This window comes from Enterococcus sp. AZ079 (assembly GCF_050547255.1).
Taxonomy (GTDB): domain Bacteria; phylum Bacillota; class Bacilli; order Lactobacillales; family Enterococcaceae; genus Enterococcus_D; species Enterococcus_D casseliflavus.
In genome coordinates this window covers 1,412,929-1,427,643 of the sequence record NZ_CP172955.1, presented here as the reverse complement: position 1 = coordinate 1,427,643, position 14,715 = coordinate 1,412,929, and the positions used below count along the sequence as shown (strand labels likewise).

15 protein-coding genes are annotated in these 14,715 nt (G+C 42.2%); 6 read left to right on the top strand and 9 right to left on the bottom strand.

What is annotated here, in order from left to right:
* Window positions 1-104: 104 nt before the first annotated feature.
* Together IGJ15_RS06890 and IGJ15_RS06885 are read right to left on the bottom strand one after the other, a co-directional pair.
* Window positions 105-812 carry a DUF4811 domain-containing protein gene (locus IGJ15_RS06890; RefSeq protein WP_005230129.1) on the bottom strand — a complete coding sequence of 236 codons (708 nt, stop codon included), beginning with the start codon at window positions 810-812 and terminating at the stop codon, window positions 105-107.
* A complete protein-coding gene (locus IGJ15_RS06885; RefSeq protein WP_010749631.1) occupies window positions 809-2,287 on the bottom strand; it encodes an MDR family MFS transporter in 1,479 nt (492 codons plus the stop codon). Before IGJ15_RS06885 ends, IGJ15_RS06890 begins: the two co-directional genes overlap by 4 nt.
* A gap of 137 nt (window positions 2,288-2,424) precedes the next feature.
* Here IGJ15_RS06885 and IGJ15_RS06880 point away from each other — a divergent pair, with 137 nt between their 5' ends.
* The 3 genes from IGJ15_RS06880 (at window position 2,425) to spxB (ending at window position 5,644) form a co-directional block, all read left to right on the top strand.
* Entirely contained in the window at window positions 2,425-2,910 is a 486-nt protein-coding gene (locus IGJ15_RS06880; protein WP_005230125.1) for a MerR family transcriptional regulator, read from the top strand.
* A gap of 180 nt (window positions 2,911-3,090) precedes the next feature.
* Window positions 3,091-3,783, top strand: a complete 693-nt coding sequence (locus tag IGJ15_RS06875; protein WP_010749630.1) for an N-acetylmannosamine-6-phosphate 2-epimerase — start codon at window positions 3,091-3,093, stop codon at window positions 3,781-3,783.
* A gap of 127 nt (window positions 3,784-3,910) precedes the next feature.
* Window positions 3,911-5,644, top strand: coding sequence for a pyruvate oxidase (gene spxB / locus IGJ15_RS06870; protein WP_333719227.1), 1,734 nt, complete (start codon window positions 3,911-3,913; stop codon window positions 5,642-5,644).
* Between the two features lie 78 nt (window positions 5,645-5,722).
* Here spxB and IGJ15_RS06865 read toward each other — a convergent pair whose 3' ends face one another.
* Together IGJ15_RS06865 and IGJ15_RS06860 are read right to left on the bottom strand one after the other, a co-directional pair.
* Window positions 5,723-5,851, bottom strand: a complete 129-nt coding sequence (locus IGJ15_RS06865) for a hypothetical protein (protein ID WP_005236316.1) — start codon at window positions 5,849-5,851, stop codon at window positions 5,723-5,725.
* A gap of 538 nt (window positions 5,852-6,389) precedes the next feature.
* On the bottom strand, window positions 6,390-7,577 hold the full coding sequence (locus tag IGJ15_RS06860) for an IS110 family transposase (protein WP_010748508.1): 1,188 nt from the start codon (window positions 7,575-7,577) through the stop codon (window positions 6,390-6,392).
* A gap of 302 nt (window positions 7,578-7,879) precedes the next feature.
* Here IGJ15_RS06860 and IGJ15_RS06855 point away from each other — a divergent pair, with 302 nt between their 5' ends.
* Both IGJ15_RS06855 and IGJ15_RS06850 read left to right on the top strand, forming a co-directional pair.
* Entirely contained in the window at window positions 7,880-8,425 is a 546-nt protein-coding gene (locus tag IGJ15_RS06855) for an NfeD family protein (RefSeq protein ID WP_428208048.1), read from the top strand.
* A gap of 25 nt (window positions 8,426-8,450) precedes the next feature.
* On the top strand, window positions 8,451-9,905 hold the full coding sequence (locus tag IGJ15_RS06850; RefSeq protein WP_005230116.1) for a flotillin family protein: 1,455 nt from the start codon (window positions 8,451-8,453) through the stop codon (window positions 9,903-9,905).
* Between the two features lie 78 nt (window positions 9,906-9,983).
* On the opposite strand, the gene IGJ15_RS06845 is transcribed toward IGJ15_RS06850, so the two are convergent.
* From IGJ15_RS06845 to IGJ15_RS06835, 3 genes are all read right to left on the bottom strand, one after another.
* A complete protein-coding gene (locus tag IGJ15_RS06845) occupies window positions 9,984-10,553 on the bottom strand; it encodes a sugar O-acetyltransferase (protein ID WP_153884054.1) in 570 nt (189 codons plus the stop codon).
* 22 nt (window positions 10,554-10,575) lie between these two features.
* Window positions 10,576-11,088 carry a cyclophilin-like fold protein gene (locus IGJ15_RS06840; RefSeq protein ID WP_333719228.1) on the bottom strand — a complete coding sequence of 171 codons (513 nt, stop codon included), beginning with the start codon at window positions 11,086-11,088 and terminating at the stop codon, window positions 10,576-10,578.
* Between the two features lie 122 nt (window positions 11,089-11,210).
* The gene (locus tag IGJ15_RS06835; protein ID WP_074535249.1) at window positions 11,211-12,308 is read right to left on the bottom strand and encodes an alpha/beta hydrolase; all 1,098 of its coding nucleotides are present in this window, start codon (window positions 12,306-12,308) and stop codon (window positions 11,211-11,213) included.
* Window positions 12,309-12,519: 211 nt separating this feature from the next.
* Between IGJ15_RS06835 and IGJ15_RS06830 the strand changes: the two genes are divergently transcribed.
* Window positions 12,520-13,404 (top strand): LysR family transcriptional regulator, encoded by an 885-nt coding sequence (locus IGJ15_RS06830; RefSeq protein WP_015509864.1) that lies wholly within the window; start codon window positions 12,520-12,522, stop codon window positions 13,402-13,404.
* 88 nt (window positions 13,405-13,492) lie between these two features.
* Here IGJ15_RS06830 and IGJ15_RS06825 read toward each other — a convergent pair whose 3' ends face one another.
* Window positions 13,493-13,906, bottom strand: coding sequence for a VOC family protein (locus tag IGJ15_RS06825; RefSeq protein WP_034858575.1), 414 nt, complete (start codon window positions 13,904-13,906; stop codon window positions 13,493-13,495).
* Between the two features lie 316 nt (window positions 13,907-14,222).
* Window positions 14,223-14,681 (bottom strand): DUF3788 domain-containing protein, encoded by a 459-nt coding sequence (locus IGJ15_RS06820; protein WP_333719229.1) that lies wholly within the window; start codon window positions 14,679-14,681, stop codon window positions 14,223-14,225.
* Window positions 14,682-14,715 lie beyond the last annotated feature (34 nt).

Below are 14,715 nucleotides of genomic sequence, written 5' to 3'. Positions count from 1 at the left end.
ATTTTTTTTAGTGGCAGCCGTTTTTCAAAAGTATCACGTTCCATATAAAAAAGGGACAGAAGAATCCGATTGGATTCTTCCGTCCCCTGACTATCTGCTCGTTTTTACTTTTTTGCTTCTTCCAGCAGTTTTGCCATCGCTTCTTTTTGATAAGCTTCTGTCAATTCAGCGATTTTTGCTTTTTGGGCTGCCTCATCCATAGTTGGATCAGCCATTAATGCAGCTTGCATTTTTTCTTGGACATACGCTTGTCCTTGTGTTTTCATGGTGTCCGCTTGTTCTTTCGCTAAAGAAGCCAGTTTTTTTGCTTGATCCACACTCAAGACTTCCCATGAATCTGGCAATGAGAACGTATTGGTACGGCTGACATATTGGCCATCGTTATCAGCGATCCCGAACAAGAAGCGTGATAGGTCACTTTTATAAACCCAGCGCGTCGTTTTTGTTTCTAATTGAGCTGAATCAGCCCCTGTTTCCACGACATTGGTCACTTTATCAGTACCGGTTTGTTTTGGTTCCTCTTGATCAGCATCCGTTTTATATAGGTAGATTTTTTCCGTACCATCTCCTAATGGCTGATACAATAGCAAATCAAAATTCTCGTTATCGGCACTAGAAACCAGTGGGGTTGTTTTAGCAGTCGTTTCTTTTTCCATTCCAAAATGATAAGTCAAATTGGCCATCAATGCGACGACACTTGCCACGAAGACTAGACCTAAGACCAATGATAAACCTGTTTGCAGCTTATTTTTGGCAAAGACATTCAGTACCGCAAACCCTAACACGCTAAGAACGATCAAAAGCAAGATCATTTGTCCGCACCTCCTTCAAGAACCGTCAATCGTGGTTCTTTTTTCTTTAAGGAGAAGGCGATCAAGAATCCTAAGAAGCTAAAGACCGCTGCCACATAAAAGGCGGCATGGTAGCCAGATAAAGTCGCTTCGATTGCTTTTTCTTTGTATGCCAAAGGCGTTGCATCCAGCAAAGAATCACTTGGCAAGTTGCCCTTGGTGACGTTTGTCAAGACACTGATCAAGATAGCCGTACCAATTGAGCTGGCTACTTGACGGAACGTATTGTTTACCGCGGTACCGTGACTGATCAAATGACCAGGTAAGGCATTCATTCCTGAAGTCGTTACTGGCATCATCACCATTGAGATCCCGAACATCCGAATCCCATAAAGAATGATGATATGCAAAATCGGTGTATCTTTTGTTAAGAAAGCAAATGGTAAGGTTGCGGCAGTCAAGATAAACATCCCGGTGATAGCTAAACGTTTTGCACCATACTTATCAAAGATCGCACCAGTGATCGGCATCATGATCCCCATGATCAACGCACCTGGCAATAACATCAATCCTGAATGAAACGCTGACTCACCACGAATGTTTTGGATATACAATGGGAGAACCATTTCAGCACCGATCATCGCCATATTCGTGACCCCTGAAAGGATCGACGCCAAGGTAAAGGTCGTTGATTTGAACACGCGCAACTCTAAGAACGGATGCTCAATGTGCAATTGACGCCATGCAAAGAAAGCAATGAAAAAGACACCGGCTGCTAGAAAACCGATTACTTCCATACTGCCCCACCCTTTGTCGCCGACGCTTGAAAAGCCATAGAGCAATGTACCAAAACCAAGGGTTGATAAAATCGCTGAGAACAGATCGATTTTCGGATGCGACAATTCAATCACACTCTTCATTAGAAAGAGCGCTAAGACTAAGACTAAAACGACGATTGGGATGACCATTCCGAACAAATAGCGCCAGTCATAATGATCAATGATCCAACCAGATAACGTTGGGCCTAAGGCTGGTGCTAACCCAATAACGATTCCTGACATGCCCATGGCTGAACCGCGTTTTTCTGGTGGGAAGATCGACAACATGATATTTTGCAAAAGCGGCATCGAGATCCCTACACCGGCAGCTTGCACTAAGCGGCCAATCAATAATGTAGAAAAGTTCGGTGCAGCAAAACAAGCGATCGTTCCTGCAAGGAAGATGCTCATTGCCGTTAAGTAAAGACTTCTCGAGCTGAACTTGTTGATCAGCCATGCGGTGATCGGGATCATGATCCCATTGACCAGCAAGAAACCAGTGGTCAGCCATTGAACATCAGATGCTGAGATGTCAAAGGCATCCATCAAAGTTGGAAAAGCCGTTGTTAACAATGTTTGGTTCAAAACAGTACAAAACGTACCGATCAGCAAAACCATGACCAGTAAGGAACGGTTGTAAGGTTTGCCGTAGATATCTAAAGGACGACTCGTTGACATATTTCACACTCTTTTCAGTATATTTTTCATAAAACCTTCTTTACTTTAAATCTTTCCCTGAAATTTGTCAACCTACTTGACATAAAAGTAAAACAAGTTACAATATTAACAAATACCTTTACAAGAATGGAGTCCGTATGTCTCATCTTTTTCGAAAACTCGTTGATAATGAAAACTTGTTGGTCGGCATCAGCGAACTTAGCCAAATGTGTGATATCTCCCCTCGCCAATTGCGTTATTGGGAACAAAAAGGATTTATTCAATCGGTCCCACAAGAAGAAAATGCCCCACGAAAATACCGACTGCCCACGGTCGTCAAAGTGGAAATGATCAAAACGTTTTTAGATGAAGGCTTTACGTTGGCCAAGGCTGTTGAAAAAGCGGACAAAAAAATCAAAACCGCCCATCATATTCGCAAAGTGTTTTCTGGGGTTTTACAAAATTTAGAAGTCATCAATGAACGCTTTACGATCATCAGTCTGGGACCAGTAGATGACGAAGGAAAAATCCTCCATATCATTCACGATGAAGAAACAGAACGATTGCAATACGAAGTGCTGCCTGCTAATCAAACGATCGATTTTGAAAAGTTCAAGCAATGCACGTCAAAACAAGCAGAATAAAAAATCTGCCTAGCCTATTCGTTACGTGCAGCAAGTATCCATGACAATGATGCTTGCTGCACGTTTTTTGAATGTCTTGCCTTTGATTCAAAGAGGTGTTGATTCATTTACAAGCAAAAAACCTCATGATATAGTCGAAGGGAGAAACGAACCTTTAGTAGAATGGGAAGTGTCATATAAATGGAAAAAGAAGTCTTTACCCAACAAATCAAGGGCGGGTTGATTGTTTCTTGTCAAGCATTGCCTGGAGAACCCTTGTATACCGAAAACGGCGGTGTCATGCCCCTATTGGCAAAAGCAGCTCAAGAAGCTGGAGCTGTTGGCATCCGTGCCAATTCCGTTCGCGATATTCGCGAAATCCAAGCCGCTGTTGATCTGCCGATCATCGGAATCATCAAAAAAGACTATCCACCTGAAGAACCATTTATCACAGCGACCATCAAAGAGGTGCACGAATTAGCAGCTTTACAGATTGCGGTGATCGCTTTGGACTGCACCTTGCGCAAACGTCACGATGGCTTGACGGTCAATGCCTTTATCAAACAAATCAAAACTCTTTATCCCAATCAACTACTCATGGCAGATATCGCCACCTATGAGGAAGGCATCAATGCCTTTGAAGCGGGTGTCGATTTTGTAGGTACAACTTTGTCCGGCTATACGGCGAATAGTCCCACCATTGACGAACCAGATTATCAATTGATCCAGCAATTGGTTGCGGCAAAGGTTCCAGTGATAGCCGAAGGCAAGATCCACACCCCGAAACAAGCAAAGAAAATCCAAGATATGGGTGTGACGGGTATCGTGGTTGGTGGTGCCATCACCCGACCAAAAGAGATCGCCAGCCGATTCGTGCAAGAGCTGCGCAACTGAGTCGTTCATTTCCTAAAATAAGTCTTTCACTGCGCCTTGTGACAGAAGGCGCATTCTTTGTTGTCTTTTTGAGAAACGTTTATACTTAAAAGAGAACGAATGACAACAGAGAAAGCGAGTGAAGAAAATGACAAAAATCAATGCTGGTACAGCAATGATCAAGGTTTTTGAAGCTTGGGGCATCGACCATATCTATGGAATCCCCGGTGGATCTTTCAACTCAACGATGGATGCTTTGTACCATGAACGGCAATCGGTCAAATATGTTCAAGTACGTCATGAAGAAGCAGGTGCGCTGGCAGCAGCGGCTGATGCCAAGCTAACGGGAAAAGTCGGTGCGGTTTTTGGTTCTGCTGGTCCGGGTGCCACCCATTTGATCAATGGCTTATATGATGCTCAAATGGATAACGTGCCCGTCGTTGCCTTGTTAGGACAAGTAGCTTCGAGCTCAATGAACTACAATGATTTTCAAGAAATGAATGAAAATCCGATGTTCGCTGATGTCAGTATCTACAATCGCACGGTCATGTCCCCTGAAAGTTTGCCCCACGTGGTGGATGAAGCCATTAAAGCAGCCTACAAATTTAAAGGAGTCGCTGTGGTAACGATCCCGGTCGATTACGGGTTTGCAGAAATCGACGAACAGGAGATTGCAACCGCAAAAAATCATAAGACAGGTGTTCTCCAGCCTGATGAAGAGGATTTACATGCTGCCCTTCCTTATTTTGAACAAGCAAAAAAACCCGTCCTTTATATCGGACAAGGTCTCTTTGGTCATTTTGATGCCATCGATGCTTTTTCTAAGCATTTCTCGATGCCTATCGCAGCTTCTGTCTTAGCCAAAGGCATCGTGCCTGATCTTTATGAAAACTTTCTTGGATTTGCTGGACGGGTTGCGACAAAACCTGCCAATGAAGCTTTGGCAGAAGCCGATCTCATCGTTTTTGTCGGCAGTGACTTCCCTTTTGGCCGCCGCTTTTTCAATCCTGGTGCCAACTTTGTCCAAGTTGATATCGACGCCTCGAAATTTGGTCGTCGTCATCAGACGGATGTCTCCGTTTTAGGAGATGGTGCGACCGCTCTTAGAAAATGGACAGAGATGGCAGCCCCTCGTCCTGCAGATGCTTGGTTAAAAGCCAATCAAGAAAACTGTCGCAATTGGCATGAATGGCGCCATCGTTTTTACCATGATTCGCAAGAGACTTTGCGTCCTGAACCTGTCTATCGAGAAATCAACCGGATTGCAGCTCCTGATGCTCTGTTTGTCACGGATGTCGGTAATGTGACGATCCACAGTATCCGTCATTTAGAAATGACGGGTGAACAGCGTTTTACAACGTCTGGCTGGTTTGCGACAATGGGTAATGGTGTACCTGGTGGGATCGCAGCTCAATTGAGCTATCCGAATCGCCAAGTATTTACCTTTAGTGGGGATGGCGGTTTTGCGATGCAAATGCAAGACATCATCACCCAAGTGAAATATGATTTGCCAATCATCAACGTGGTCTTTTCCAATGACTCATTCGGCTTCATCGAAGCGGAGCAAGAAGATACCGAGCAAACCAAGTTCGGTGTCCAACTAGCCGGTGCTGATTTTGGTAAAGTTGGGGAAGCATTAGGTGCGAAAGGCTTCACGGTAACGAAGGAAGAAGAATTAGCATCCGTCTTTACACAAGCTAAAGAAATCAACGGACCTGTGGTGATCGATGTCAAGATCGCTAACGAACGACCTCTTCCTGTCGAAGAACTGAAACTTGATCCGAACCGCTTCAGCGCTGAAGAAATCGCAGCTTTTAAAGCAAAATACCAAGTTCATGATCTGCCAGCTTTGAGTGAGTTGTACGTGGATTCTCAAGAGTAAATAAAAAAGAGAGAAAGACAGAAATCCTGTCCTTCTCTCTTTTTTTCATCAACCATTTCATGTTTCTAATGCATTGCCTTACTTATTATAAATTTTCGGGCCTTTACGCATGTTTTTTCGATCGTTTTTTGGGGATTCCATTTTTTTTGAACGGCCGCCGCCTTGTTTTTTCTTGATTAGCTCTAACATTTTTTCTTTTTGATCCATCGATTCCACCTCTATTTCTTAGCAATACTGTCGGTTGAAAAGAAGTGTTCCTGACTTCTTTTATGTTTGCGAACAACTACTTCGATCTATGGTAATAGAAAATAAAAGCTGCCTCTTACGATTCAAATCATCTGCAGCTGATTTTGCCTTTTTCTAGTACCCTGATTTAATCTACTTGGATTTTCCTGGTTTGTCAATGGCTGGTGAAAAAAAGCTGATTTTTGATCGGCTCTTTCAAGAAAAATAAACCTCCCTTTGTTGTACTATTTATTCAAATTTACTATTTTATTTAATTTTTTTTATTATTTATTGGTATAATTATAACAGAACACCTATTCCGTTCTTTTCCTTCCCTCGTTCTTCTTTCGATTGTTTCTTAGCTTTCATTGTTCTTACAAATCACTCTATTTGAAAGACTAACTATATAGAGTCAAGTGAAAATTAGCTAAATCAAAAAAATATTTTATAACAGTTAAGTCCAAAAAATGAGTACAACAAATAGACCTTTCACTATTAGATTTTTTTGATTGTTCAATAGCTAATCGGAAACAATCTTATAAGGTTCATTTTTAGTTAAAATAGCATGAATCACATAACAAAGCTTACGAGAAACAGCACCTAAGGCCGTCAGATGATGCTTTCCCTCAGAAATTTTTTTCTGATAAAACGCGCGAAAAACAGGATCACATTGAGAAGCAACTAGAGCAGCTGAAAACAAGGCTTTTCGTAAGTATGGAGATCCACGCTTGCTCATAACATTATGTGTTGCTTCGTATTGCCCAGATTGGGACACAGACGCGTCTATGCCAGCATAAGCAACCAGTTTTTTCGGATTAGAAAATTTGCGAATGTCTCCAATTTCACCAAGAATTGTCGCGCCATTTATAGGGCCGATTCCAGGGATTGTGAGAATAACAGAGTCTAAATTACTCATTATGCGCTTAATTTCTTTTTCAGTTTCTTTTACTTGGCTTTCGATGAATTTCAATTGTTCAATCATGGAGCGTAATTGAAATGTAAAAGCTTCTTGAGCAAATTTCACTCCAAAGGAGTTAGAAGCTGCTTGCTTCAATTGATCTGCTTTCTCTGGCTTTATTCGGTTCCTGCTTAACTCAGCTAAGTATTGAGCCAACGTTTCTGCCGAAATTTCTTCTAGCTCTATAGGAGAACTAAACTCAAGCAATAACTCTTTAGACGCTTTTCCGAAAATACCTTGTTTAGAAAAAATTGATGCATATTCAGGAAACACTTGATCTAGTACAGCTATGATTTTTCGTTTGAAGTCGCTTGCGGTACCTACTAAATAGGTTCGGTAACGTGAAAGTTGTTTTAACGAAAAAACATTTTCATCAGACAATACTGTTTCTACAAAGGAACCATAACGCATCAAGTCAGCAATCAAAACAGAATCAATAATATCATTTTTTCGTTTTCTGATTTCTGTTCCTTTGCGCCAGCCATCGGTTTGAAGAGGATTCACAACGTGAATCAAAAAGTCTGATTCGTGGAGGTATGAAAAGATGGAGAGCCAATAATGACCCGTAGCTTCCATTCCGACAATAAAGTCAGCGGGAGTCTCTGAATATTTTGAAAGCCGCTCAATCAGGGAATCAGCTCCTTCAGTAGTGTTAGGGAAAGAAAAACCTTTTAGGATCACTTTACCTTCTTCACTCATTAAAGAAGCCACGTGAGTTCGCTTGCCGATATCAATTCCTAAGAAGTACATACATTTGACCTTTCTAAAAAAATATTTTGGATTGAAACCCGCTCAACTGAAAAGCGTCACTACCTTGTACGAGATACGGAGTAAAGCAAAAACTTTCAACATCTAACTCATACGTAATCCACTTATCAGAGAGAGGTGCCAGTCTTTCGATTACGAGCTTCAAAACTCAAGGAGGCAACGGCATAGCCTCTCAATCCAATAAATATATTATCTCAAAATGAATGAGTTAATACCAAATTAAAATAACGATGGTTCATAGGGTTATCCAATCAAAACCGGAAGGTTAAAACCCTAACTCTAATATACAAGGAGGTGGATACGTGCTGCACACTTATGCACCTGATCAGATTTATTTGTATGTATTGATTGGCTGTGCCATTTTAGCCTTTTTGCTGCTTCTGTTTGGCGATATCTTCGATTTTGATGGTCCAATTGATCCGATGTTGATCATCCCCTGGTTTGCCTTTACGAGTCTTTTCGGTTACTTAGGGGAAACTATTTTCCCAGGCTATTCGATGATGCTTTTCATTGGTAGCGCTTGTCTTTCTACAGGGCTCGTTTTTCTCTTGAATTTTTACGTGCTGATTCCCATGAGGAATGCTGAAGCGACGCTTTCGAGTTCCGAGAAAGACTTTGAAGGTCGAATCGCAACGGTGCTGACGCCGATTCCTTGTGAAGGAATGGGTGAAATTCAACTCACAAGTGTCACTGGTTCAAGTAATCGTCCAGCCTCGGCTTTTCAACCTATCGATGAACCATTAGCAGCAGGATCAAAAGTGTTGATTATTGAAGTCAAAGAGCGTATTTGCTACGTCGTTCCCTATACAGAAAAATTTTTGGACAACTAAAATAAATCACTAAAGAGGTGCATCTATGGATATTTTCTTATCACCAATTGTCTTTCCGATCGCAATCGTGGCGTTCATTTTACTGATGCTTTTGATCATCTTTGTCACGAAATATCAAACAGCCAAGCCCGATGAAGCGTTGATTATTAGCGGAAGTTACCTTGGCAACAAAAATGTTCATGCGGATGAGAGCAATAACAAAATCAAAATCGTGCGTGGTGGCGGAGCCTTTGTTTTGCCAGTGTTCCAACGATCAAACCGAATCAGCTTGCTTTCAAGCAAGCTAGATGTTTCAACACCAGAAGTGTATACGGAACAAGGAGTTCCCGTTATGTGTGATGGAACTTCCATTATCAAGATCGGCTCATCCGTGGAAGAAATCGCAACGGCAGCGGAACAGTTTCTAGGAAAAACCCGTGAAGAATTAGAAAATGAGGCACGAGAAGTCTTGGAAGGTCACCTGCGTTCGATCCTTGGTTCGATGACCGTCGAAGAAATCTATCAAAATCGCGACAAATTCAGCCAAAGCGTGCAAGAAGTGGCCTCTGTCGATCTAGCGAAAATGGGCTTGATCATTGTCTCCTTTACGATCAAAGAAGTACGAGACAAAAATGGCTATTTAGATTCTCTTGGAAAACCTAGAATCGCCCAAGTCAAACGGGATGCTGAAATTGCGGAAGCTGAAGCGCTGAAAGAAACCCGCATCAAAAAAGCCCAATCGGAACAAGAATCGCAAACAGCGGAATCAAAACGCATGACCGAAATCGCTGAAGCATTGAAGGAAAAAGAATTGAAGTTGGCGCTATATAAGAAAGAACAAGACATCGCCAAAGCCGATGCCGATCAAGCCTATCATCTGCAAAGTGCCATCATGAAACAAAAAGTCCGAGAACAAGAGATTGAAGTCGAAGTCGTTGAACGACAAAAACAAATCGAATTGGAAGAAAAAGAAATCTTGCGTCGTGAACGCCAATTTGATTCTGAGATCAAGAAAAAAGCCGATGCCGATCGTTATGCGCTTGAACAAGAAGCATTAGCGAAAAAAGCGTCTGCGTTAGCAACCACTGAAGCTGAGCAGTTTCGAACAGAGTCGTTGGCAAAAGCTGAAGCCGATAAGATTCGTCTGATTGGTTTGGCAGAAGCCGAGACGACCTTGGCGAAAGGAACGGCGGAAGCTGAAACGAAGGAAAAAATCGCTGAAGCCTTCAAGAAATATGATGAAGCAGCGATCCTTAGCATGATCGTTGAGATCATGCCGCAATTAGTCAAAGAGGCTGCCGCCCCATTAGGCAATATCGATAAAATTTCAGTCGTTGATACAGGATCAGGTGAAGGCGGCGGTGCCAATCGTGTCACCAATTACGCCACCAATCTTTTGTCGACCACACAAGAAACATTGAAAGAAACCCTCGGTCTGGATGTGAAATCGTTGATCGAAAACTTCGCCGGTTCCAATACGAGCGAGCCGCCTCAAGAATAAGAAAACCGCTGTTCGTCTTCATCGCTTCAAAAGCGACAAGGCGAACAGCAGTTTTTTTCTTACTCATTGCTATTGTGCTTACTCAGTGACCTCTTTGACATAGTTTGCAGGTACACCAGCCACGATCGTGCGCTCAGCGACATCTTTGGTCACCACTGCCCCAGCAGCAATGATTGCATGGTCACCGATGTTCACACCAGCCACGATCGTTGCATTTGAGCCAATCCAGACATTCTTCCCAATCGTAATGGGTGCTGGATAAAGCGTACTACGATCTTCAGGGTGAAGGCCATGATTCAAGGTAGCTAGAACTACGTTGTGCCCTATTAGGGTACCATCACCGATCGTGATCCCTCCTTGGTCTTGAAAATGACAACCGGCGTTAAGAAACACCCCTTTACCAATGCGGATGTTTTTGCCGTAATCTGTATAAAAAGGCGGAAAAAGCGAAAATGTCGGTTCAACTGCTTTCCCAGTCAATTGAGCAAAAAGTTCTTGTAATTCATGAGGTTCATGATAAACCGTATTGATTTTCATGGTCAATTTTCTCGCCTCAGCACTCAAAGCCATCATTTGTTTTGAAGCTTGCGAACCGGCAAGTAAGGGTTCACCACTTGCCATAATTTTGTTTAATTGATCGATCGTCATTTGTTTTTCTCCTAATCATTCGTTACTCACGAGTATTTTCTAGCGAAAAGACAACCTCCACGTCTTCTCCCCCCAACGCTTCTCTTAATCCTGCTGGATCTTCAATAACGCCGATACGACTATAGCCACCATAAGAATTGGTAAAGGTCTGATAAAACAGCACCAATGTATGACTATTCCAGCTCATGATTTCTCCTTCGTGAATGATCTCCGGCCGTTCTGTAGTCATTTCTGGCAAATTCTCAGAAAAACGATAATATTTCTCGTGGTTGTTCAAGTCACTCATTGTCAACGTGAAGGGCATTTGATTCATTAGGTATTCAGACGCCTCATTTTCATAAAACTTCGCTATAAAATCCTGTTGACCAACCGTAATGACCACATCTGTTGCTGATTCAATCGTCGGTTGATCATGATCCTGACTTGCCTCAGAGGAAGTTTCGCTGGCAGACAGCGCATGCCTCTCCTCTGTTCCACTTGTCCCACAGGCACTTAGTAGGAACAGCAAGACAGCAGGGATGAGTTTTATCAACATGGCTTCGCTCCTTTCTGCTGATGATTCGATGTAGCGGCGGGCAACGGAATGCTTATTTTCTAAAACACGAATGCTCAGCAGAAGATATGGGACTGAACAGTCGTGCAGCTGGTTGTTGCGGTTTAATTCAAATGCTCTTGGAAGAATTCGGTCATTTGGTCAAAAGGAATCACCTCTGTTTGGTCGTATAGATCAACATGCGAAGCATTAGGAATGACTGTCAGCTCTTTGTTATCGCCTTGCAATTGCTCAAAGGCGTCTTGACTGAAGTAAAGTGAGTGGGCTTCTTCTCCATGAAGCAATAAAACGGCGCTTTGGATCTCATCAATGTAAGACAAAAGTGGCATATTTAAGAATGACAGCGAAGACGTGACATTCCAACCATCATTAGAGTTCAAGGAACGTTCGTGGTAGCCTCGTTCTGTTTTGTAATAATCAAAATAATCCTGCATAAAGACAGGCGCATCTTCTGGCAGTGTATCTGGTACCCCACCTGCTCGTTCGTAGCTGCCATTGGCAAAATCAACTGTACGTTGGGCGTTTAGCTGCTGGCGCAATTCATGGCGTCCTTCAGCCCCCATTTCATCAAAATACCCTTGAGCATTGACTCTCGACATGTCATACATGGTGGCAGAAACAGTCGCTTTCACACGGGTATCGATAGCTGCGGCATTCAAAGCTAGACCACCCCAGCCACAAATCCCAATCAAACCGATTCTTTCTTCATCTACGTTTTCTTGGACAGATAGAAAATCGACTGCTGCTTGAAAATCTTCTGTATTAATGTCTGGGGAAGCCACATAGCGTGGTTCGCCACCGCTTTCACCTGTATAGGACGGATCAAAAGCGATCGTAACAAAACCACGCTCTGCCATCGTTTGCGCATATAGACCAGATGTCTGCTCTTTGACTGCTCCAAAAGGTCCGCTAACGGCGATTGCTGGAAGTGGTCCTTGCGCATCAATTGGTTCATAAAGATCAGCAACTAAAGTGATCCCGTAACGATTCTGGAAAGTCACTTTTCGGTGATTCACCGTGTCACTTTCCGGGAAAACTTTATCCCATTCATCTGTCAATGAAACATTTTCTGTCATCGTTTCTCCTCCTGAGCTGGCTTGCGGCTCTTCATTCGTCTCCTCATTATTGCTGCTACAAGCACCTAAAACCAACGGTGCCAGCACAACTAAAGACACAAGGGCCTTCTTTTGCCATTTTTTCATTTCATTCGCCTTCTTTCTCGGTCAACTATCCTGTACCTTAGGGCGATTCTCCAATGTTTCTCAAATGATCAAGGTCTGGATGATCGTTTTTTCTTGATCGCTTGAGCTATTTTTAGATAAACCTATTGTACTTGCAGCATCTTTCTATGTAAAATACTAATATCAAATACCCAACTATTCATATATAGCATAGAAAAAGGAGTATAGACCTATGGAATTAAAAAGTTTAACCACCTTTCTAACAGTTGCAGAAAAAGAAACGATTTCAGCTGCGGCAAAACATCTGCATCTCTCGCAACCATCCCTGTCACGACAGTTAATGGAGTTAGAAAAAGAATTAGGTGTCACGCTGTTCACCAGAGGCAATCGCAAAATCACGCTGACGGAAGATGGCCTCTTGTTTCGTAAGCGGGCGGAAGAAATTGTAGAATTGTTAGAAAAGACCCGTTCTGAATTTTTGTCGCCTCGAGATACGATTGCCGGTAACGTGTCGATCGGTGCTGGAGAAACCTACGTGATCCAGCTGTTGGGAAAAATCATCAAGGAGATTCAAGTTGAGTACCCTAACATCAAATTTCATTTGTTTAGCGGCAATGCTGACGAGGTCAAAGAACGGTTGGACAAAGGATTGTTGGATTTTGGCGTCGTGATCAGCCCCGTCGACGTCAAAAAATACCATTCCTTGCGCTTACCTGCCAGAGACACCTGGGGCGTCTTGATGCGAAAAGACAGTCCCCTTGCTAGTAACGAAGTCATCACACCAAAGGATCTCTGGGAGGTTCCCTTGATTACTTCACGACAAAGTCTGGTCAGCAGTGAGCTTTCTAAATGGTTGAAAAAAGACATGAACAAATTGACTGTCGTTGCCACGTATAATCTCGTGTACAATGCGTCAAAGTTGGTTGAAGAAGGCGTCGGCTATGCATTGACCCTCGACAAATTAATCAACTTCACCCCTGACAGTCCTTTATGCTTTAGAAAATTGAGTCCCACTCTTGAATCAGATCTTGCAGTCATTTGGAAGAACACCCAAGTTTTTTCAAAAGCCTCTGGACTTTTCTTGGAGCGGATGAAGGAACGCTTTATAGAGGAATGATTTCAAATAAAAAAAGATTTATCTCAAAACAATTATGAGATAAATCTTTCTTTACGTTTTTTTCTGATTCTTTTTGAATGTGAACTCTTTAGACACCACCATCCTCCAAGCTTAGCAAATTTCCTTCTGGATCGCGGAAATAGGCAATATGAAAAGCTTGGTCCCCTTCCCCCAAAACGGTTTTACTCACTTCAAACACTACACCAGCATTGTTCATTCTCGTATAATCTTCTTCAAAATCCGTGGTGTGAAACGTTGCCGAAAGCGTATCAGATGAAATCCGATTATCCGAAATCGGATAGCCCTCCATTTGATCGATCACGGCATCCACTTGAAACATACCAAAAAAAGGCGCCTCCTCTTTCTTCGATGCAAAGCTTGTATAAGGACCTGACTCATCGCCATAAGTTGGTACCAAACCAACTTTTTCCGTATAAAAATGATAACACTTCTGATAGTCTCCTTTGACTTGAACGCAAGCTGTGATTCGTTGAATAGTCATTTGTCTTTTCTCCTTTTCCAATGTGTCTTCCATCAATTCAAAAGTAATTAAAGCATATTTTACCCATAATAGCATATTTAGCGAGTAAAATTTATTTCATTGTGAATTTTATCCGATAATCTAATCAAAATTAGCGTTGGTTTTCCCAAGAGTTACTTATATTAAAACCCAATCAGAGGAAAGGCGATAAACTTAGAGTCTTCTGATTGACTTTTACTTTTCTTAACCTAAAAAATGGGTAAACTATAACGAAGATTCCTTTTTGATAGATGTAATAAAATCAGACTATCCAAGTTAAATAAATCATACTCTTACTTTATTTACTTTTTTTGAACACGATCAATTCGGTGATATCTTCAAAGAGTGATGGATTAGCGACATCAAAAATCACAGAAAAAAACTTCATTTTCGTGCCATTAGTTGGCGCCTTAAGAATGGTTTCCTTTGTCTCATCGCTGACTGGTAAAGACAATAACTGTGTTCGGACTTTCTCGCTAAAGTGAAAGGAGACTTTGAAGAAGCCCTCCCACATCGAGAGCCAAAAAATTGGTTTCACTTTATTCGTTCCACGAGTCGTTGTCCATTTGTTTTCGCCTTTTGACAACCACGCTTTTCCATCTTGGTAATAGCGCCAATCCATAAGAGAGATGCCCTCGTTTTCAAGGGTTTCGATAAAACGTTGATAAATGACATATCCTTCACCCAGAGATTCTGCAATCAGCTGCTCTGTTGGTTTCACGTTTTTGTCTCGAAACAATTGCTTTTTGCCTTCCATCCTTCCACTCAACTCCTTTGCGCTTCGTTTTTTA